This window comes from Psychrobacter sp. M13 (genome assembly GCF_030718935.1).
Taxonomy (GTDB): Bacteria; Pseudomonadota; Gammaproteobacteria; order Pseudomonadales; family Moraxellaceae; genus Psychrobacter; species Psychrobacter immobilis_G.
On the sequence record NZ_CP132194.1, the window covers coordinates 159,524 to 181,270 of the forward strand.

19 protein-coding genes are annotated in these 21,747 nt (G+C 43.4%); 16 read left to right on the forward strand and 3 right to left on the reverse strand.

The genetic code is table 11. The features are described from left to right. Window positions 1-183 precede the first annotated feature (183 nt). The 3 genes from Q9G97_RS00695 (at window position 184) to Q9G97_RS00705 (ending at window position 4,146) form a co-directional block, all read left to right on the forward strand. Complete coding sequence (locus Q9G97_RS00695) at window positions 184-1,056, forward strand: UTP--glucose-1-phosphate uridylyltransferase (RefSeq protein ID WP_305899323.1); 873 nt, start codon at window positions 184-186, stop codon at window positions 1,054-1,056. 15 nt (window positions 1,057-1,071) lie between these two features. Further along, the gene (gene pgi, locus Q9G97_RS00700) at window positions 1,072-2,721 is read left to right on the forward strand and encodes a glucose-6-phosphate isomerase (protein ID WP_305899324.1); all 1,650 of its coding nucleotides are present in this window, start codon (window positions 1,072-1,074) and stop codon (window positions 2,719-2,721) included. An 84-nt stretch (window positions 2,722-2,805) separates the two neighbouring features. Then, window positions 2,806-4,146, forward strand: a complete 1,341-nt coding sequence (locus Q9G97_RS00705) for a UDP-glucose/GDP-mannose dehydrogenase family protein (RefSeq protein ID WP_305899325.1) — start codon at window positions 2,806-2,808, stop codon at window positions 4,144-4,146. Between the two features lie 123 nt (window positions 4,147-4,269). Here the strand turns inward: Q9G97_RS00705 and Q9G97_RS00710 are convergent, their stop codons facing one another. Beyond that, window positions 4,270-5,739 carry a phosphomannomutase CpsG gene (locus tag Q9G97_RS00710; RefSeq protein WP_305899326.1) on the reverse strand — a complete coding sequence of 490 codons (1,470 nt, stop codon included), beginning with the start codon at window positions 5,737-5,739 and terminating at the stop codon, window positions 4,270-4,272. A 214-nt stretch (window positions 5,740-5,953) separates the two neighbouring features. On the opposite strand from Q9G97_RS00710, the gene mazG reads away from it, so the two are divergent. From mazG to yjgA, 8 genes are all read left to right on the forward strand, one after another. Continuing rightward, entirely contained in the window at window positions 5,954-6,814 is an 861-nt protein-coding gene (gene mazG, locus Q9G97_RS00715) for a nucleoside triphosphate pyrophosphohydrolase (RefSeq protein ID WP_371747895.1), read from the forward strand. 40 nt (window positions 6,815-6,854) lie between these two features. Then, window positions 6,855-7,196 carry a ComEA family DNA-binding protein gene (locus Q9G97_RS00720; protein WP_305899327.1) on the forward strand — a complete coding sequence of 114 codons (342 nt, stop codon included), beginning with the start codon at window positions 6,855-6,857 and terminating at the stop codon, window positions 7,194-7,196. Window positions 7,197-7,384: 188 nt separating this feature from the next. Continuing rightward, the gene (gene pcnB, locus Q9G97_RS00725; RefSeq protein ID WP_305899328.1) at window positions 7,385-9,673 is read left to right on the forward strand and encodes a polynucleotide adenylyltransferase PcnB; all 2,289 of its coding nucleotides are present in this window, start codon (window positions 7,385-7,387) and stop codon (window positions 9,671-9,673) included. After that, entirely contained in the window at window positions 9,663-10,229 is a 567-nt protein-coding gene (gene folK / locus Q9G97_RS00730; RefSeq protein ID WP_305899329.1) for a 2-amino-4-hydroxy-6-hydroxymethyldihydropteridine diphosphokinase, read from the forward strand. Before pcnB ends, folK begins: the two co-directional genes overlap by 11 nt. A 32-nt stretch (window positions 10,230-10,261) precedes the next feature. Next, window positions 10,262-11,062, forward strand: a complete 801-nt coding sequence (gene panB, locus Q9G97_RS00735) for a 3-methyl-2-oxobutanoate hydroxymethyltransferase (protein ID WP_305899330.1) — start codon at window positions 10,262-10,264, stop codon at window positions 11,060-11,062. A gap of 76 nt (window positions 11,063-11,138) precedes the next feature. Next, on the forward strand, window positions 11,139-12,035 hold the full coding sequence (gene panC, locus Q9G97_RS00740) for a pantoate--beta-alanine ligase (RefSeq protein ID WP_305899331.1): 897 nt from the start codon (window positions 11,139-11,141) through the stop codon (window positions 12,033-12,035). A 33-nt stretch (window positions 12,036-12,068) separates the two neighbouring features. Continuing rightward, window positions 12,069-13,019 (forward strand): RNase adapter RapZ, encoded by a 951-nt coding sequence (gene rapZ / locus Q9G97_RS00745; RefSeq protein WP_201570994.1) that lies wholly within the window; start codon window positions 12,069-12,071, stop codon window positions 13,017-13,019. 90 nt (window positions 13,020-13,109) lie between these two features. Beyond that, on the forward strand, window positions 13,110-13,619 hold the full coding sequence (gene yjgA / locus Q9G97_RS00750) for a ribosome biogenesis factor YjgA (protein ID WP_201570996.1): 510 nt from the start codon (window positions 13,110-13,112) through the stop codon (window positions 13,617-13,619). A gap of 119 nt (window positions 13,620-13,738) precedes the next feature. Here yjgA and Q9G97_RS00755 read toward each other — a convergent pair whose 3' ends face one another. Then, on the reverse strand, window positions 13,739-14,359 hold the full coding sequence (locus tag Q9G97_RS00755; protein ID WP_305899332.1) for a thiol:disulfide interchange protein DsbA/DsbL: 621 nt from the start codon (window positions 14,357-14,359) through the stop codon (window positions 13,739-13,741). A gap of 468 nt (window positions 14,360-14,827) precedes the next feature. On the opposite strand from Q9G97_RS00755, the gene ubiG reads away from it, so the two are divergent. From ubiG to Q9G97_RS00775, 4 genes are all read left to right on the forward strand, one after another. Continuing rightward, the gene (ubiG, locus tag Q9G97_RS00760) at window positions 14,828-15,697 is read left to right on the forward strand and encodes a bifunctional 2-polyprenyl-6-hydroxyphenol methylase/3-demethylubiquinol 3-O-methyltransferase UbiG (protein WP_305899333.1); all 870 of its coding nucleotides are present in this window, start codon (window positions 14,828-14,830) and stop codon (window positions 15,695-15,697) included. A 124-nt stretch (window positions 15,698-15,821) separates the two neighbouring features. After that, on the forward strand, window positions 15,822-16,532 hold the full coding sequence (locus Q9G97_RS00765; protein WP_305899334.1) for an HAD family hydrolase: 711 nt from the start codon (window positions 15,822-15,824) through the stop codon (window positions 16,530-16,532). A 76-nt stretch (window positions 16,533-16,608) separates the two neighbouring features. Then, entirely contained in the window at window positions 16,609-17,433 is an 825-nt protein-coding gene (locus tag Q9G97_RS00770) for a YciK family oxidoreductase (protein WP_305899335.1), read from the forward strand. Window positions 17,434-17,624: 191 nt separating this feature from the next. Continuing rightward, entirely contained in the window at window positions 17,625-17,891 is a 267-nt protein-coding gene (locus tag Q9G97_RS00775) for a DksA/TraR family C4-type zinc finger protein (RefSeq protein WP_305899336.1), read from the forward strand. A 107-nt stretch (window positions 17,892-17,998) separates the two neighbouring features. Here the strand turns inward: Q9G97_RS00775 and ompR are convergent, their stop codons facing one another. After that, window positions 17,999-18,763: a two-component system response regulator OmpR gene (gene ompR / locus Q9G97_RS00780; protein WP_227680312.1), complete on the reverse strand. Its 765-nt coding sequence runs from the start codon at window positions 18,761-18,763 to the stop codon at window positions 17,999-18,001. A 353-nt stretch (window positions 18,764-19,116) separates the two neighbouring features. On the opposite strand from ompR, the gene Q9G97_RS00785 reads away from it, so the two are divergent. Then, window positions 19,117-21,636 carry a Tex family protein gene (locus Q9G97_RS00785; protein WP_305899337.1) on the forward strand — a complete coding sequence of 840 codons (2,520 nt, stop codon included), beginning with the start codon at window positions 19,117-19,119 and terminating at the stop codon, window positions 21,634-21,636. Window positions 21,637-21,747: the final 111 nt, after the last annotated feature.

The window sequence follows — 21,747 nt, forward strand, 5'->3', positions numbered from 1 at the left end:
AAGCTTGGAAAATTAAGTATTTTAAACGATGATTGTGGTACGCTTATGATAAAACTTTCCGCGACTATATTTATTTCACTGGTTTGGCAATCGATCATAGCGCTGCGCTAAATTATTTACAGCAAAAACTAACAAAACGATCAGACTCTAATTAAAACAACCTTCTAATATAGCCTATTACTTATGAAAAAAATTACTCACGCCGTCATTCCCGTTGCAGGTTTTGGTACGCGCATGTTGCCTTTATCTAAAGCTGTGCCAAAAGAGCTACTACCATTAGGTAATCGTCCTGCTATTCATTATGTGGTTGAAGAAGCTATTGCAGCAGGTATCAAACATATTGTGCTAGTAGGCCATGCACAAAAAAGTGCTATTGAAAATTACTTTGATATCAATGCTGAGCTGGATAATCAGTTGCGTGTTAAGGGCAAGGACGCGCTTGCAGATAGTTTAAATTGGCTGCCAGAGGATGTGACAATATCTACGATACGGCAAGGCAAAGCGCTAGGTTTAGGTCATGCCGTATTAGCAGCGCGACCCATCATTGGGCAACATGACTTTGCGGTGTTACTACCTGATGTAGTACTTGATCCTTTTACGACTGATCTAAAGAATGACAATTTGGCTTTTATGTTGGCTGAGTTTGCTAAAAGGGGACACTCACAAATATTAGTCGAAAAAGTCGCTGATGAGGATGTCTCTAAATACGGTATTGCTAAGCTTGATGAGAATGTCAGCTTTGAAAATAGCATAGATACTAATGTTAGTTTTAAAGTAGCGGGCTTTGTAGAAAAGCCAAGCTTAGCAGAAGCGCCTTCGCGCCTAGCCGTGGTCGGCCGTTACGCATTTAGCAATCAGATATTTGATTATTTAGCCGATACGACAGCCTCTGTCGGTGGCGAGATTCAACTGACAGATGCTATAGACGCGCTGATTAGTCAACAAGGCGTTGAGGTTACTACTATGCTTGGGTGTAGTTATGACGCAGGTGATATGCGCTCTTATATGCAAGCTTTTATTTACTTTGCTGAGCGTCAATTAGACGGTGATAAATAACTGATGAACAAACCTATGTCTATGCCATTGTATAAAAATGCCCGTAGCTCCATGCAATGGACTCAATTACAGCAGCTGGCAAAGCAAGAATGGTCTATTGCTGCATTGTTTAGTCAGGATGAAAGTCGCACTCAGCGTTATAGCGCGCAAACGGGTGCGCTATATATGGACTATAGTAAACAATGTATCGATGATAAGGTGATTACCAACTTATTAGACTTAGCGAATAGCAGTGATCTAGGCAAACGTATTACAGACTTGATGCAAGGGATGACGATTAATACTAGTGAGGAGCGGGCCGCTCTTCATACCGCATTACGACTGCCAGAGGGTGCGAAGCTGCAAGTAGGTAGTCAGAATGTGACCGCTGATGTGCACAATAGCTTAGCGCAAGTTGAACGGTTATCGCAGCGTATTCGCAGTGGCAATTGGCGTGGATTTTCTGGTAAAGCGATTACTGATGTGATCAATATTGGCGTTGGTGGCTCTGATTTAGGGCCTTTGATGGCGGCGACTGCGCTTGATGAATGGGCAGACACCGAGATTGTCGTGCACTTTGTCTCTAATATGGATGGTAGCCAGCTCGATAATTTGCTTAAGCGTCTAAATGCCGAGACTACCCTATTTATTATATCTTCTAAATCCTTTGGTACGGTTGATACCTTGTCCAATGCGAAGACGGCATTGTCATGGTTATTGGTAACCGCTCTCTTGCGTGCAGGTACGCAAGAGAGCGTTCTGCGTCGGCATTTTATTGGTATATCTGCCAATAGCGTCAAAATGAGTGCATGGGGTATTCATCCTGAGCATCAGTTGCAGCTATGGGATTGGGTTGGCGGTCGATTTTCTTTATGGTCAGCGATTGGCTTGGCGATTGCTATTCGTATTGGTATGAGCCAGTTTCGCGAGCTGCTTGCGGGTGCGCACAGTATGGATATGCACTTTGCGACAGCCGATTTTAAGGGTAATCTACCAGTATTATTAGGCTTACTTGCTGTTTGGAACAGTACTTTTCTACATATTCATGCCCATACTGTACTGCCGTATGATGGGCGCTTGAGCTATTTGCCTAGCTACCTGACCCAGCTTGAGATGGAAAGTAACGGCAAATCTGTGACTCATAGTGGCGAGCAGGTTGATTACGATACTTGCCCTATTCTATGGGGCGAGATTGGCTCTAATGCTCAGCATGCTTTTTATCAGTTGCTACACCAAGGAACGCAGCATGTCTCTTGCGATTTTATCGCCTGCGTGCGTCACTATAATGACGATGCTCAGAATGCCTCTTTGCAACATCAGCATGAGTTGTCACTAGCGAATTGTTTGGCACAAAGTCGAGTGTTAGCCTTTGGTAATGATGCTGTTGCTAATATCGCAGCCAGTTGTGATGCGGATAAATATAAGCATTATCGAGGTAATCAGCCATCGACTACGCTATTGATAGATGAGCTAACCCCGCACAGTTTAGGCGCTTTGGTTGCACTGTATGAGCATAAAGTCTATGTAATGGCTAGTATTTGGGATATTAACCCGTTTGATCAATGGGGTGTTGAGATGGGTAAGCAGATGGCAGAGTCGGTTTATCAGTCTTTACAGCAAGATAATAATAGCCCATTCGATACTTCGACCAATCAGTTGCTGGCACATATTAGACAGCTGTCTTAGTTACTATGATTTATGAGTTTTTACTTATCAAAGCTTGCGGTTATATGATAACTTTTGAAAAACGTCCCTTAGAGAGGAAATAAGATGTCTGTCGCTGTAACTACTACTGAAAACTCAAAAGTCTGTATTATTATCGGTCACGATATCGAAGCTATTACTAGTAGTGTGGTGCTGGCAAGTTTAGGTCAGCAGGTGCATATCTATGCTGACTTGGCGCTACTAGAGCAGCAATTGCAGCAGTATAGCTTTGAGCATCATCTGCAAGCACTATGGCAGCTCTATACTCAGCACCAGCAAATCGTTAGTCAAGCTTTGCCAGATAATGCTGATACGCTGCTTGAGCGTTATGAGAAAGTTACTACTGCTGATAGTAGTCAACCAATAGCCGCGATGTACTGGTTATTTTTAGATAGTATCAAAACCGAATGGTCAGATGATAACTGGATCACAGCCTTCAATCGAAGTCAGCAGCAGACGTTGCCAATCATTATCAGCGGTATTAGGCCATTAGGCTGTATTCCTACAGTAGCTGAGCGCTTGAAGCGTGCTTGGGTTTATTATGTGCCATTTGTATTTTTGCAAGATGGTGATGCTTATAGTTCTATGCTTACGCCATCCCTATGGCTACTTGGAGAAAAGACGCCAGATAGTAGTCAGCATCTAGCTGCGCTCCAGCCTATTATTCAACACGCCAAAGCAAAGCACCATGCTGATATTGCCACTATAGAATTTGCGCGTAGCAGCATCATGGCGATGCTCGCAACGCGCGTCAGCTTTATGAATGAGATGTCCCGTTTGGCAGATAGCCTACAAATAGATATTAAAAAAGTCAGCCGTATTATGGGATTAGATGCGCGTATTGGTAGTAGTTACTTGCAAGCAGGTTGGGGCTTTGGTGGTAATACCTTACCTACAGAGCTAGATAAGCTACAGCGCTCAGCGGACGAGAAAAGCGTTAATATGCCTATGCTACAGTCAGTTAGACATATCAATGAAGACCAAAAAGAGCTGATATTCCGTAAGTTTTGGCAGTATTTTGACGGGTTTATTGATCATAAGACGGTCATGATCTGGGGTGGTAGCTACAAGTCAGGATCAGGGCGTACCGCAGGGTCAGCCATTCATCCATTATTAGACTTATTATGGTCATATAACATTAATACTCTAGTCTATAGTGATAAGGCCAAGACTGAGCTGGCAGATCTTTATAGCGAACAGCCGCTATTAACGCTCGTTGACAAGCCCTACCAACAGCTCAATGAGGCGCAGGCGGTGTTTATTATTACTTTATCACCGCAGCATAGGCTGGATGTCGCCCAGCTTAATCATCAAGCTATACCTATATTTGATGCGCAAAATGCACTAGCACGGAGTCAAATTGATACCTTAATAGGGGATTATGTCGGGATTGGTCGTAGTAAATAAAAGCTTAGCTTTACTCTAATAAAAATTTTCTATAAAACTGTCAAAGTGAAAACGCTTGTCAATTTTATGCTGACAGGCGTTTTTACTATTTTAAGGGATAGATTTTTAAGGGACAGGCTGTCATTAAGCAGGAATAGCGCCTTGAGTTGCGAGCCACTGCTGGATATCTTGTGTTTTACTTGCTAATAGTCGCTCATCCCCACGAGTTTCGATATTTAATCGAATCAGCGGTTCGGTGTTAGAAGTGCGCAGATTAAAACGCCACTCGCCAAAGTCTAAACTCAAACCATCAAGCGTGTCTTTGTTAGGCTGCTCTAGGCTAAACTTATCTTCAATGCCTTTTATAATTGTCCCAGCATCGGTAGAGCTTAGGTGAAAGTTAAGCTCACCTGAGCTGGGATAAGCGCTGATATAACCAGTAACTAATTCTGAGAGCGTCTTGCCTGTGATGGATAATAGCTCTATGGTTAATAACCATGGAATCATCCCACTGTCGCAATAACAAAAGTCACGGAAATAGTGATGCGCTGACATCTCGCCACCATAGATTGCCCCTGACTCTCGCATCACCTGCTTGATAAAGGAGTGTCCTGATTTGCTAATGACCGCTGTGCCATTATGTTCGCTAATCACGGCTTTAGTGTTATAAAGCACTCTTGGATCGTAGACGATCGACTCATTGGGGTATTTGTTCAAAAAAGCTTGCGCCAGCATCCCTACCACATAACTACCATCAATAAACGCGCCCGTTTCATCGAATAAAAAACAGCGATCAAAATCACCGTCAAAGGCAATACCAAGATCGGCTTTGTTCTGAATAACGGCTTGGCGAGTAGACTCTCTATTAGCCAAAATCATCGGATTAGGAATACCATTTGGAAAGCTACCATCAGGCTCATGGTGCAGCTTGATGACCTCAATCGGAGCATTGGCTTGCGTTAGTTTATCTACTAATAAGTCAACGACAGGTCCTGCGCTACCATTACCTGAATTGATCACTATCTTTAGCGGCTTTAACTTATCCATATCGACAAAGCTTATGACATGATCGATATAAGCGCTTTTATCCGTCAATAATTGCAAACGACCTTTTACTGTCATGTCAGCGAATTGACCAGATTCTGCTAATGCTTGAATCTCGTTCAGACCATCATCCGCGCTAATCGGTTTTGAGTACTCTTTGACTAGCTTTAGCCCATTATAATTGATTGGGTTATGGCTTGCGGTAACTTCGATACCGCCTAGTACTTGGTAATGACTGGTCGCAAAATAGACCTCTTCGGTTCCCGTCATACCCAAATCAATGGCATCAATACCAGCGTCCCTAATACCAGCGATAGTGGCTTGTTTTAACTGCTCGCTTGACTTACGAATATCGCTACCGATAACGATTGCAGATTTTAAAGCTTGTAATTCACTATTGCTCTTGGCCGTTTGAGATAAAATCTGTGCAAAAGCGCGCCCGATACGATAGGCAATAGCTTCATCTAAGCTGACGCCGAGCTCACCACGAATATCGTAGGCTTTAAATGAGTCGATAGTAATAGGTGTAAATTCAGTAACAGCCTGATAGCTTGAATCATCGATAGACATAGAGTTTAAATTCCTTACGTTTGCTTATTATAGAAATAACAGTCTTAATAACAGTGTCATTAGAGTTTGGTAATTATTAAATGATACACTAACTGATAAATAGATAGGGTGAAAGCTTTTAGCTAGATCATAATATATCCAGAATTTATATGGTTTCTTAAACCCGTAATTTATTCATATACGTATTTTTTACTAAAAATATAAGAGATTTTTTATGGCTGATCAAAATCAGATTACTGCACCTATGCCTGTACAAGGCGTGCCTGATGCTACTGGCGAATTAACGGACCTTTTAGCGCTAATGGCACGGCTGCGTAGTGATTGTCCATGGGATCAAAAACAAAGCAACCATAGCCTAATCCCTTATGCAATCGAAGAAGCTTATGAGCTTGGCGCGGCAGTACAAGAGGACGATGATGAAGATATAAAAAGCGAGCTTGGCGATGTATTGTTGCAAGTAATCTTTCACTGTCAGCTCTATGCTGAGCAAGGCCGTTTTGATATTAGTGACGTCATTACCACGCTACAACAAAAGCTGATTCGTCGCCATCCGCATGTTTTTGATAGCGAGAATCTGGCCGATGAGGCTGCGGTAAAACTGCGTTGGGATGAGATCAAGGCGGAAGAGAATCAAGCTGCTGCTGCGCGAGGTAAACCTCGTCGTCGTTTAGATAGCGTAAAAGCGGGTAGCGCCCTTATGCAAGCGCAAGAAGTACAAAAACAAGCGTCAAAATTAGGCTTTGATTGGGAAAGTGTCGAGGGTGCATTGGACAAATTAGACGAAGAAGTTAGCGAGCTCAAAGCTGAAATTAAAGACAAATCCAAAAACGAGATAGCCGCCAATATTTGCGATATCGAAAAAGAGCTTGGCGACTGTATATTTGCACTAGTCAATGTCGCTCGTAAACTCAATCTCGATGCAGAAGCCTCGGCATTGACCTGTGTGCATAAGTTCAAGTCACGTTTTGGTTTCATTGAGAGGCAACTAGCAGCGGCTGGCAAAAATTTAGAGGACAGTGATTTGACCCAGATGGAGAGGTTATGGGAGGCGGCTAAACGTCATGAACGCTTATAAATACTTCTTGTATCTTATAAACTCAAATGGGCTCATCAAAATGATTAAAATACTGATCAGCTTGGTGACAGTCATTCTTATGACGGTTAGCAGCACGCAAGCCGTGCCCTGTTTTGACAATCCGCAAACGGCTTATAATTATCTAATAGCGCAAGAAAACGTCGAGATTCAGGCAATAACCCAAGCTGGCGTCAATATTAATCGCGCTGATGAGGGCGAGCTGACGACGCTAAAGGGCATCGGTAGTAGCAAAGCACAAGAGATTATTCTGTATCGTGAGATGTTCGGTGAGTTTAAAACCATTGATGATTTGGCAAAAGTTAAAGGCATAGGTACAAAAACAGTAGAAAATAATCGCTCACGCTTAAAGGTTAAAAACTAAAAATTTCCTTGTCGAGTATATTCATAGTATTAAATACTACTGTTTTTGACAAAATAGCACGTAAGTAAATGTCTAAAAACCCCTAATAAGCCTAAAATTTGTTAAACTACAAGGTACATCCGCCTGACGAGAACTGTGCGAGAATTGTATTAGTCAGGGTGGTTAAGAATATGGCAAGGAGTAGATGCATGGCCGAGCGTGCCGCCAAGCAGTTAGAACTGAATAAATCTGAATTACCTAATTCCATCACCGAAGTAATCGCTACTCTATCCCGAGCAGGTTTTGATGCCTATATCGTTGGTGGTGGAGTGCGTGATACTTTGCTAGGACTGCGTCCAAAAGACTTCGATGCCGTCACCGATGCCAAGCCACATGAGATAAAAGATGTCTTTGGTAAGCGCTGTCGTATTATTGGTCGTCGCTTTCAGTTAGCGCATGTGTACTCAGGTCGCGAACTCATCGAAGTGGCGACTTTTCGTGGTCCACCCAATAATGATGCCAATACCAATCAAGACGGTATGATCATTCGCGATAACGTTTGGGGTGATATCAAACAAGACTTTGCCCGTCGTGATTTCTCTATCAATGCCTTGTATTATCAGCCACTAAAGGGTGTGGTTCATGATTTTTGTGGTGCGCTTGAGGATATTCGCAATAAGACTATTCGCTTGTTAGGCAATGCGCCAGTACGTATCGAAGAAGATCCTGTGCGTCTATTACGTGCGCTGCGCTTCAAAGCCAAGCTTGGCTTCGAGTTTGATGATGAGCTGGCTGATCAGTTTCATGAAGGTAACTGGTCGCTACTTGAGCAAATATCGCCACATCGACTCTATGATGAGACGCAAAAGATGTTTACTGGTGGCTACCTTGTCCCCTTATTGCCGTTACTATTTGAGTCAGGTGCTATCGATAGTCTGATTATCTATCCGCCCTCCCAGCCTAACGCGTTAGTCAAACAAGTAGCAATTAATACCGATAAGCGCATCAATACGGGCAAAAGTATCAATCCTGCTTTCTTTTATGCTGCTTTATTGTGGGAAAACTACCTGCATCAGTTAGAAAAAGCCAAAAAGCGTAATATGCCTTTTGCCGATGCGCAAATGCAAGCGGCGGGAAAAGTTATAGAGCGCCAACGTATTAAGACTGCTATTCCCAAATTTGCTGAGCAGTTTATTCGCGATATCTGGATCTTGCAGCCAAAATTAGCAGCGCCACGTAGTAAACAGATAGAGCAACTGGCTGAGCATCCACGCTTTCGAGCAGGCTTTGACTTTTTATTATTGCGTGAGCAATGCGGGGATGCTGAGCATCCGTTATCTGAGTCAACCAATGAGATGGGCGACTGGTGGCAGACTTATCAGACCTTATCTGAGGCGCAAAAGCAGCAGGCAATTGAGGACTTTGATGAAGGTATCCGTCGCGGTGCTTATAAGCAAGATAAGAGTCGCAGGCGAGATCGTTCGCACAATCGTCAAAGTCATCAAAATCAGACAGAGCAAGCAAATAGCAATGATGATGAGCGCTACATAAATAGTAGTCATAAAAAAACTAGCGATAATGAACAGCCTATGAATAATGAAAATACGAACAACGGCAATGCCAAAGTGAATAACGACCCTGCAAACGTGCCTACACGTCGCCGTCGTCGCACTGATACTGAGTCGGATGCAAAGCTTGATGATAAGTTAGACAGTACACAAAGCCAGCAAGAAAGTAGCCAAAAAAACTCTCGCGCCAATAGTAGTAAGAGTAATAGCTCTCGCAGAAAGTCAGGCAGTAAGCTGACACCGCGAGAGAAGCACGATAGCCATGAGTTGGCTCAATTGCAGCAGTTATCCCTCGCTAACAACAGCATTGAGTTGCAACAAGATAAAGGGTCGACTCCTGCGCCGTTATTTGTGATTGAGCATGCTAATGTCGTGCCACCGCTGAAAAAACAGCTGGCAGAGCCAGTGCAAGCGTCTGATGTTAAAAAGACTAACGCTAAAGCGGCTACTAAAGAAGCCACCAAAGAAAAACCAACCAGCACCAGCCAAGCTAAGGATGAGTCTGATTGTAGCAGCAGTGCAAAACAAGCTAAGCCTAAGCGTTCTACCGCTGCAAAAGCGACCGTAGCGCAAACGCCGAAACTAGTAAGTATCAACAACGAACCTATACCGCATCAGCGCCGTCGTCGTCAGCCTAGTGCTGAAGCAATCGGTGCTGACAAGGCTACTGATACTGCTAAGAGTTCAGCTGCGCAGGTTGTTATTGATGCCAAACCTCAGCTGCAACCAAAAGCTAAGTCTCGTCCTGCGAAAGTTAGTAAAAGCGTAAGCTCAGATAAAGCTGCCAAAACGTCTGTCGATGAACAGAGTAATACCAGTCAAAAATCTACGCCCAATAAATCGGCTAGTTTAGCTAGTAACAAAGGAGCTGTGCCAGCAAAGCGTCGCCGTCGTCAGCCGAGTACTGATACGACAGTGAGTGAGCGATAAAGTGAATAGTAGCGACAATGCCAGCTGGGTCAGATGCTATTTAGGTCTAGGTAGTAATCTAGCGACTGAGTTGGGTTCGCCTGTTGAGCATATACAGCATACTTTAATGGCGTTAGATCAGCATAGACAGATTCGTGATCTGCAACCCTCTTCATTCTATGCCTCAAAGCCAATGGGACCACAAGATCAGCCCGATTTTATCAATGCGGTAGTAGGGTTTGAGACCACCCTCGCACCACTTGAGCTGCTTGATGTTTGTCAGCACCTAGAGAGTGAGGCAAAGCGGGCGCGACTGCGTCATTGGGGCGAGCGTAGTCTCGATGTGGATATCTTGCTATACGGTCAAGCGCAGATAAACGAGTCGCGATTGATCGTACCGCATGCTGGCATAAGCGATCGTAATTTTGTCTTAGTGCCACTGCGAGAGCTTGCGCCTATACTAATGATTGCTGGCAAGCCGATAGTAGCTTATCCAATGAGCACCGATTGGACAGACTTAACGCAGCTAAATGTCGATATTAATCATACTGATCACCACAACGACAAAGTTTTATAAGACAAGGTTTTACAAATAGCATAGAGAGCTTTATGACGACTTTATCAACTTTAAAAAAATTCAAGCGAGAAGGCACTAAATTTACTTGTCTGACTTGTTATGATGCCATGTTTGCACGGATGATGGACAAAGCCAAGATTGACACTATCTTGATCGGTGATAGCTTAGGTATGGTGGTACAAGGTCATGACTCTACTTTGCCTGTAAGTGTAGCAGATATGGCTTATCATACCGCCAATGTCGCACGTAGCAATAAGCACGCGCTTATTTTAGCGGACTTGCCCTTTATGAGTTACGTCACCTTGCCAGAGGCTATCGCCAATAGTCGTCAGCTGATGCAGGCGGGTGCGCATGTGATAAAGATTGAAGGTGGCAGCGAGCTGTGTGATTTAGTTAGCACATTGGCACAAGCAGGCACACCGACTTGTGTACATTTAGGATTGACTCCGCAATCAGTTAATGTCTTTGGTGGCTATAAGGTTCAAGGTCGTAGCGATGATTCTGCGGATAAATTGCTGAGCGATGCAAAGGCAGTAGTAGCAGCAGGCGCAGCTTTATTAGTATTAGAATGTGTTCCTGCTGAATTAGCCAAAGCCGTTACTAAGGCAGTAGCCGTACCCGTGATCGGCATAGGTGCAGGCGCAGATACTGATGGTCAAGTATTAGTTATGCATGACATGCTGGGTATGGTTTATGGCCGTGTCCCAAGATTCGTCCACGACTTTTTGACTGATGAACGTAATACTGAACATAGCATTGATGGCGCGTTTGCCTTATATCAGCAATCAGTAGTAGAGGGCAGTTTTCCAATGCAGCAGCATCAATTTGACTAGATTTCTAACGAACAGTTTTAGTAACAACTGTATTTTTAACTTAGCTTTTTCTATGACTGTATAAGAAGACTTTTTGATGCCTACTATTCATCATCATATTGCCACATTACAAGAGACGTTAAAGCCATTGCGTCAGCAACAAAGCATTGCACTAGTGCCGACGATGGGTAACCTACATCAAGGTCATCTTGAGCTAGTAAGACTTGCCCGTCAGCACGCTGATATCGTAGTCGTTAGTATCTTTGTCAATCCAACCCAGTTTGGGGTAGGAGAGGATTTTGACAGCTATCCGCGCACCCTTGATGAGGACATAGCAAAGCTTACCTCGATAGGTGTGGATTATGTCTTTGCCCCTAGCATTAGCGAGATTTATCCTGTGCTGCCACCGCCCACCTTAGTGATGGCAGGTGCTATAGCCACGCAGTTGTGTGGTCAGTCTCGGCCTACACATTTTGATGGTGTTGGTATTGTTGTCGCCAAACTATTCAATATTATCCAACCTGACAGCGCCATATTCGGTCAAAAAGACTATCAGCAGTTGGCTATTATTAAGCAGTTAGTTCGCGACTTAAGCTATCCTATCGAGATCATAGGTGCCCCTATTGTCCGCGCTGATGATGGATTAGCCTTATCGTCACGTAATCAATATTTAACGGATAATGAGCGCCAAATAGCACCTAGTCTACAGGCACAGCTAAAGCTTTTAGCAAGTCAGCTAATGGAGGCTAAACCTGAACAAAAAGTCTTTGAAAGCTTAATAGCCAAAACTAAAAAGCACATGACTGAAATAGGTTTCGACGTTGATTATTTAGAGGTAAAAACGGCTGAGTTGACAGATCTAAGTGATATACATCTGGCATCTGATTCTAGTAATACTAAGAGTCAGCAGCTAGTTATTTTAGTAGCTGCGCGCTTGGGTCGTGCACGCTTATTAGATAATCAGCTACTCACTATAAAAAGCACTCCTCAATAGTGATTCAATAGACGTAATATAGGATGATGAGTCATGGAAGTAGCGAATAATGAGCAACACAATGCCATCTCGGCGCAAAAGTTAAATGACGATGTCAGTGTATTGGTCATATCTGGTCGCTCGGGGTCAGGTAAAACGTCAGTGCTCAATATTTTAGAGGACTTAGGGTATTATGCTATTGATAACCTACCCTTATCGTTGGTTCCTGATGCGGCGTACAAATTGATCAATGAGAGTACTATAAAGCGCATTGCTTTAGGGGTCGATATTCGCTCGCCACAGGCAGATTTGTCCAATTTTTCATCGATTCATGATATTTTAAAGCAAGTTTACGGTGAGCAGACGGTAAAGGTCATTTACGTAACCGCGCAAGAGAGCACATTAGTGGCACGCTTTAATGCGACGCGTCGGGTTCATCCGCTAATGGCGCAAGACGCTAAAGACTCAGATCATACTAGCTACAATCTGCCAGCGGCGATAAAAAAAGAAATAGAGCTGTTAGAGCCGATTGCCAGCTGTGCTGATATTACAATTGATACCAGTAAGCTTAATATCCATCAGCTAAAAGAGCGGTTGCGTGAGCATATAGGTGCTGATAATAAGATCGTTATAAATCTACTTTCATTTGGCTTTAAGTACGGCAGTCCTATTGATGCCGACTTTGTGTTTGATGTGCGGATTTTGCCAAACCCACATTGGAGCCCTGCGCTACGTAGCGCTACAGGACTTGATGCGGAGGTTGGTGAGTTTTTTGCCGAATACCCTGAGGTCGCTGAGATGACAGATGATATCCATCGGTTCTTACAGCGCTGGCTGCCAGATTTTTTACATAATAACCGTCATACGGTGACAGTCGCTATTGGCTGTACAGGCGGCAAGCATCGCTCAGTATTTATTACTGAACAGTTAAAAACGAGACTTGCTGATAGTTTACCGAGTGAGCTAACTTTGGTCGCCAAACATCGCGAAAAACGTCGTTGGTAAACACTTGAGTTAATTGCTTATATAGCTCAAACTATTCATCACTATCAAACTTAATTATTATCAAACCTTATTATTATCTAGAGAGCTTATATGATTGACTGGTCAGAACAAGACATGCGCGTCTCGCGTACTGAACTAAAAAAATCCCACGAGCGCCTGCAAGAACTGTCTATTCCGCTGGCAAATCTATCAAAAAAGCAGCTAAAAAAGCTACCTGCTAGTGATTATTTTATGGCGGAGCTGATGGCGCTAGCAGATATAACCAGCGCTACTGCCCGCAACCGTCAGACCAAACGCGTCGGTAAGCTTATCAGTGAAGAAAACCGTCATGAGCTAGTAAAAGCCCTATTTGAAGCGCATTTTGCAAGTGAGCAAGTCGCCAAGATTGAGAGCTGGCATAGCCGCTTAAACATCAATGATGAGGGCACGCTTAAACAATTTATCAAGCAATATAAGATCTCTGAGCGTAATAGTCTTTACCAGTTATTATTGTGGATTGAGTACGCTAAGCACTTACAAGATGATGAGCTGATGGCAGAAGCTCAAGAAGATTTAGTAAGCTATATTCGCGAAATCGCTATTTTATCCGATCTAAAATAGTTTTTAATACTTTGCGTGCTATATTTCGCTTGTTAAAGCAGCCTATAAAAAAAGCCAATCATAATTGAAATGATTGGCTTTTTTATGCTGTTTTTGTGAATTCAGTTTTTGTAAATCAGTTACTTTTTCTCAGCGCGTACCTTGTCGACCAAATAATCGACCACTTTAGGTACATTTGCAGGATCACCTGTGACTACGTATTTGCCATGAACGACTACTGCAGGTACGCCCGTTAATTGATAACGCTTAGCGCCCGCTTGTGAGCGACCGATTTTAGTGCCGACAGCAAACGAGTTATACAAACTATTAAATTTCTTTTGATCCACACCTTTAGAGCCATACCAATTGGCCAGTGACTTTTGATCAAATAGTTTTTTTCCATCTTTTTGTACAGCGTCAAACAAGGCATCATGGGTTTTATCTTCAAAGCCTAGCAACTGTGCGGCATAAAACCCACGAGCGCTAGCTTCCCAAACAGGGTTTAGAGCTGCTGGCGTCTTAAAGAATGCCACATCTTTATCTTTAGTTTTAGACCACTTATCCATGTGCGGGTGGAGAGCATAACAATGTGGACAACCGTACCAAAAAAAGTCACGAACGATGATACTATCACCACTGATTTTTTCTGGGTTATCGAGTACACGGTAATCCTTGCCAGCGACATAGTCAGCTGCCTGTACGCCCATATTGGCAAGACCAATAGCGCAAGCCAAACCAGTCAATGCGATAACACGTTTCATAAATTTTCCTTGAGAGTCTTGAGGTATAAATACTATAAATATAATGCTATGAATAAATCCAATAAGGCTATCTAGTTTGTCGGCCACTTCACTTAGCTTGCTTAGCAATTTACTATGATAAACGATTAAGATCTAATTTGCCTATAGTAACGCAAAATGAGTATGATTGTGAATCGTATTCTTAACCAAAGGTTGCAAGCATGTAGGCGTTATTTAGACAGGCTTACTTGTACTTGTTCAAGCTCATCAAAATGCTCATAAGTATGCAAAGCATTCGTCTAGATATGCAAAGCAGTCGTCGCTAATTAGAGTATCTGACTGGTAATAAGTCTAACGACATATACAAACCTTCACTATGCGTTTACGACAAAATCGCAAGGGTCATGCTAACATTGAATGACTATAAAGACGTATAATATTAGACATATAACAATATTGACCCTATTAATGATAATCAAGGAAAATGCTATGAGCTCAGCTGCGCCTTTGGATGCTTTGCAAAGTACCCATGCTAATGATCACAATAAAAATGATCTTGATATCAGTGCTAACCAAGATATCGCTGCTAACCAAGATGCCACCGCTAACGTCGATCCTAGTGAGGTAGATAAGTTCAATAAACTAGCGAGCGAGTGGTGGGATAAAACAGGCGCATTTGCAACGTTACATGAGATCAATCCACTGCGCCTCAACTGGATAGAGGACAATGTAAAGCGTGGCTACAAAGGTAATAATGACAGCTTAGATACTGGCTTTGATACTAGCCTAGCGGGCAAAAAGATCGTTGATGTTGGTTGCGGTGGTGGTATTTTATCTGAATCTATGGCTCGTCGTGGTGCTGAGGTTACGGGTATTGATTTAGGCGTTGAAAATCTAAAAGCGGCTAGTGTCCATGCTGAGCAAAGCAGCTTGACTGATACTTTGAGCTATAAGCATATTGCAGTTGAACGCTTTGCCGCGCAGCATACAGGGCAATTCGATGTAGTGACCTGTATGGAGATGCTAGAGCATGTACCCGATCCCAGCGCTATCGTACAAGCCTGCTTTGACATGCTAGCCCCAGGCGGTGTCTGTGTGCTTTCTACTATTAATCGTAATCCTAAGTCCTATCTGTTTGCTATTATCGGCGCAGAGTATGTATTGCGTTTGTTGGATCGCGGTACTCATGATTATGCCAAATTCATTACGCCAAGCGAGCTGGACAAAATGGCTACCAATGCTGGATTTACGCGCCAAGATATCATCGGACTACACTACAATCCGATTACGAAGCGCTATTGGCTGGCACAAAATGTCGATGTCAACTATATGATGGCAGTACAAAAACCATTAGCGTAGATTTAAAGTATGGTATTGATAATCTAAGTACTACTAATCTAAATGCTAATAGCCTAAATATTAATAACTTAAATACTAATAACGTAAATACTAATAAATTAATAATAAGATAAGAGCTTTTATCATGACTAACTTTGTAAATGCGGTACTGTTCGATCTCGATGGAACTTTGGTTGACACTGCCGCAGACTTTGTGCGTATTATCGGCAAAATGAGTCTTGAGAATAACTGGCAAGCGCCTGATCAGAATGATATCCGTGAGCAAGTCTCAGCTGGAGCCTCAGCGATGGTACAGTTGATGCTCCGGCACAATGGACAGACCGTCGTCAGCCAAGAAGAGCTACTTGAGTTTCGACAGCAGTTCTTGGATGATTATGAAGCGGATATTTGTGTCGATAGCTGTCTTTTTGAGCAACTTGATGAAGTATTAATTTTCTTGGAATCAAAACAAGTACCTTGGGGTATTGTCACTAACAAGCCACGCTACTTGGCTGAACAATTACTAGAAAAAATGAACTTGCACGAGCGCTGTACCGTACTGGTCTGTCCTGATGATGTGGCGCGTACTAAGCCCGATCCTGAGCCTATGTATTTGGCGCTAGAAAAGCTAGGCATGCCGCGTGGTGGCGCGGCTAGCGTGTTATATGTGGGCGATCATATCCGTGATATTGAGGCGGGCAGGGCAGCTGGTATGCCAACTATTTTGGCGGCATATGGCTATATTCCACCAGAGGATCAAAAAACTATTAAGAAGTGGAACGCAACATACATTGTCGAGACCCCGATGCAGCTAAAAAATCTGTTAGTGAATTCTGGCAAATTTGATTATTTATAGTGCAATCCTCTACACACCTTTTAAAGTTGAACGTTTTTAAATCCCCTATAAATTCTAAAAGATAAGTATCAAGTCTATGACCAATTATTCTCACAAAGACACCGAACAAACTACTAAGCAAGATTCTAATCACTCATTGACTCATGAGGAGATTCGTAACTTTGTCGCCACCGAGAATTGCTTACAAGGCAAGACTATCTTGGTGACAGGTGCAGGGGCAGGTATTGGACGCGTTGCGGCTTTGAGTTATGCAAGCTATGGTGCAACGGTGCTATTATTAGGCCGTACTAGTAGCAAGCTAGAAGCGGTTTATGACGAGATTGAGAGCAGTGGTGGTAAGCAACCTGCTATCTTACCGATGGATTTGGAAAAGGCCAGTTACGCAGAGATGCAGCAGTTAGAAGGATTGATCAATAAAGAGTTCGGTCAACTTGATGGTATATTAAACAATGCAGGCATACTTGGCGAGATGACGCCGCTTGAGATGTATGATGTCGATACTTTTACTAAAGTTATGCAAGTGAACTTTACCGCAACTTTTATGCTGACCCAAGCGCTATTGCCACTATTAAAAGACGCAGCTAACGGCTCTATCGTATTTACATCAAGCACAGTTGGCACGCATCCACGCGCGTTTTGGGGTGCTTATGCGCTATCAAAACAAGGCGTTGAGGGTATGAGTGATATCTTTACTCAAGAGACTCAAAATACGACTAATTTGCGCTTTAACTGTATTAATCCAGGCGGTACCCGTACTAACATGCGCGCGCATGCGTTCCCTGGCGAGAGTCCTATGAGTTTAAAGACCCCTGAGGACATTATGGCAGGTTATATTTGCTTGATGAGTGATGATAGTATCGGCGTACGCGGACAAGTGGTGGCGCTACAGCCAAAACAGTAATGCTCTAAATCATATGCTTTGATCTCTATCGTTTGAACCCTATAATTTTTGCTTAAATTGTGTGAATAACTAAGTCGATTAGCCTATTGAAATAAGCTAAACCTAACCCCATCTAGCTGTTCTTAAAGACTTTATTATATTAATAATAATCTTAGAGTCAAAATTTTTAAAACCATTAAAAAGGATAAGTTATGGCAGGTGGATGGGCAAGAGATGGGGCAGAGCATGAGCAGATGGACGCGACCGTCAATGATGCATTAGAGCGCGTGCGTAGCTCGCTACCTAAAGGGGATAGTGCAGAATTCTGTGATGAGTGCGGTAATGCTATTCCAGAGGCGCGGCGAATAGCCGTACTTGGCGTACAGCACTGTATAGGCTGTCAAAATGAGCTTGAAAGAGAAGCCAAAGCTATTGAGCTATTTAATCGCCGTGGCAGTAAAGACAGTCAACTACGTTGAAGTGGATGTTTATCATTAATTTATTGTGAATTATTCAGCTCCATAAAAAACCCCTGCCAAATAATGGTCAGGGGTTTTATTTTTTTACTAATATACAGAGCCGTTAGCTATTCTGTGTCAGCACTAGTCGCTTCTGGCTCAGCTTCGTCTGGTACGAATACGTAACCTACACCCCAAACGGTCTGAATATAACGGGCTTGTGAAGGGTTATCCTCAATCAAACGACGCAAGCGTGAGACTTGTACGTCGATAGAGCGCTCCATAGCACCCCACTCACGACCACGGGCTAGGTTCATTAGCTTATCACGAGTCAAGGGCTCACGCGGATGCTGAACTAAGGCTTTGAGTACAGAGAACTCACCTGTAGTTAAAGTGACGACGTTACCATCACGCTTTAAGGTACGTGTAGATAGATCAAGCGTCCATGGACCAAACTCGACCACCTCTAGCTGATAACTAGGCGCACCTGGTAGCTCACGGTTTTGACGACGTAGCACAGCTTTGATACGGGCGAGCAGCTCTTTTGGATTAAAGGGCTTGGGCAAGTAGTCATCAGCGCCTGCTTCCAAGCCGGCGATACGATCCGCATCGCCGCCTTTTGCAGTCAACATAATGATAGGAATATCCGCATTATCTTCACGCAAGCGCTTACAGATACTGATACCGTCTTCGCCTGGTAGCATCAGATCTAACACCACTAAGGAGAACAGTTCACGTTGCATGAGTTTATCCATCTGACTACCGTCATGCGCGGTACGCACGACAAAACCATCATCTTCTAGGAAGCGTTGTAGCAAAGAGCGCAAGCGGGCGTCATCATCAACAACTAAAATGCGCTGAGTCATAGTATCTAAGCTTTTATTATCAGTCATGAATAAATCCTTTATTGAGCGTTATTATTGTCAAAGGCTACGAATAAGTCAGTTATTGTCCACTAGATTGAGATAGCTAAAAGTTAATATCACCTTATCACAGCTTTGAGGCAACCGTCAGTTATAACTAATATATATGGGTTCACCGCTTTAGTGTATAAGATTGCATCACTAAATGCATCACTCATAGACATAAATGCTGTATGCGTTTGTTTACTACGCCGACAAATCTATAATTAAAGGTTAATTTGAGGCTAAAAAGCGATAAAAAACTGCGATAAGAGAAAAAGGATTTTTATTCATCCAGCTTTTGCTATAATGCCAAACACCATTTCTCAATGATTGATAAGTATATGACTAGCACTGAATCCTTAACGTCATCGCCAGCCTCAACCTCTCAAGGCTTAGATGCAACCACACACGCGAATATTCACGACAAGCTTGCTCGCGCGCTTGGCATTAAGACAGCTCAAGTCAATGCGTTTGTCAAACTCTACGATGAAGGGGATACGGTGCCTTTTATTGCGCGCTACCGTAAAGAGAAAACCCAAAATCTTGACGATATACAGTTACGTGCGCTCGAGAAGGCGCTCACTTATGAGCGCGATATGGCGACTCGTCGGTTAAAGATTACCGAGCTGCTAAGTGTTCAAGGTAACTTGAGTGATGAGCTGCAAGCGCGCATTGATAATGCGACCTCTAAGCTTGAGCTTGAAGACATCTATTTGCCATATCGTCCACGCCGACGCTCGCCTGCTGCTAAAGCGCGCGCCGCTGGTCTAGATCTGGCTGCACAAGCATTGTTAACGCAACAGATTACCCCAACAGCTGCTTTGGCCGATTATCAGCTGCCTGCGACTATTACTGATGATAGTGGCAATGAGATCGACGTTGATTTTAGCGACATAGACAAGCAGCTGGCGGGTGTACAAGCTATTATCGTTGATGAATGGACGCAAGCACTCGCTCTTTTAGATAATCTACGCAATAGTTTTGCGAAGACGGCTAGTATCGTCTCAACGGTCGCCAGCGATGATAAGCGCGAAGTAGGCGAGAAGTTCAAAGACTATTTTGAGCATAGCGAGAGCTTAGCTCGCCTGCCCAATCATCGTCTGCTTGCGATGCTACGCGGTCGTCAAGAAAACGTACTAGGTCTCAAGATTGAAGGCGAAGATGCGCCCTTTATTGATAAAATAATCAACAATTTTGATATTGCTAATACTACGCCTGTAGAGCGTCATGAATTCTTGACTGAGGCGGCTAATAGCTTATGGAAAGATAAGTGGCGTCCGCACATTGAGCATCGTCTATTGACCCAGAAGCGTCTGAGCGCTGAGGCAGATGCTATCGATGTATTTGCCAGTAATTTACAACATCTGCTAATGTCCGCACCTGCTGGTCGTAAAGTGATTTTAGGCGTTGATCCTGGTATCCGTCATGGTGTCAAAATGGCTGTTATTGATGCACAAGGTCATGTCATGAGAGATGGCGAGGACAAATCCGTTATTGCTACCGTGTATCCATTTGCCCCTGATAATAAGATGACTGAGGCCAAAACAGTTATTGATCATCTATTAAGCACTTATAATATCGATCTAGTGGCTATCGGTAATGGTACAGCCAGTCGCGAAACTGATGCGATGGTCAAACAGATTCTCCAAGCTAATGACGCCTTGCATGCCAAAGCAGTTATCGTCAATGAGTCAGGAGCGTCTGTGTACTCAGCGAGCGAGCTGGCAAGTGATGAGCTGGCTGATTTAGATGTCTCAGTGCGCGGTGCAGTCTCTATTGCTCGCCGCCTACAAGATCCGTTATCCGAGCTCGTAAAAGTCGATCCAAAAGCTATCGGCGTTGGTCAGTACCAGCATGATGTTAACCAAAACCAGCTAGCCGATAGCTTAGATAAAGTGACTCAAGATAGTGTCAACGCCGTTGGGGTTGATGTAAATACTGCTAGTCCTGCTATTTTGACGCACATCGCTGGTCTAAATAAAAACGTCGCGCAGCAAATCGTCACTTATCGAAAAGAACATGGCGCGTTTGCTAGTCGTGAAGATCTAAAAAGTGTCCCGCGCCTAGGGATAAAAACTTTTGAGCAAGCCGCAGGGTTCTTACGTATCAATGATGGCAGTAACCCTCTAGATGCCACAGGCGTGCATCCAGAGAGCTATGCATTGGTTGCTGATTTATTGACGCAAGCAGGTAAAGACTTGAGTGAAATCATCGGTAATGATGGCGTACTGAACAGTATGGATACGACAGCCATCGCCGCTAATGATGACAATATCAGCATCAAAGCTATTTTAGATGAGCTGGCAAAACCTGCTCGCGATCCGCGTCCTGAGTTCAAAACAGCAAGCTTCCGTGACGATGTGAATAGCATTAAAGATTTAACAGAAGGCATGATGCTTGAGGGTGTGGTGACTAATGTCACTGCCTTTGGTTGTTTCGTCGATGTTGGCGTCCATCAAGATGGCTTAGTGCATATCTCACAGATGGCAAATGACTTTGTCTCTGATCCTATGAATCGCGTCAAGCCTGGCGATATTATCTCCGTACGGGTGATCTCTATCGATGAAAAACGGGGTCGTATTGGCTTTAGTATGAAGCCTGAGTCTGAAAAACTAGTACGCCCAGCAGCGAAGACTACGACGGCAAATGTTGCTAATAATGAGGACAAAGCCAGTCGTCCACGCAGCAGTCGTCCAGCTGGCGATAAGCGTCCCTCTAAGCCTAAGCGTCAACATAGTAATAATAATCCTAATGATAGTCGTAGCAAGGCTCCGCGTGCCGAAAAAGCAGAATCGCCTAGCAAAATGGGCACGCTTGGTGCGTTACTACAAGAAGCAGGCGTCAGCAAATCTAAAAAATAATCAATATCTTGGTATTTATACAATAAAAAGGCAGCCTAATGGCTGCCTTTTTTACGCATGATATATAATACTATTTTAAATATAACTAGGGCGCGTTAAAAAAGTAGAAAG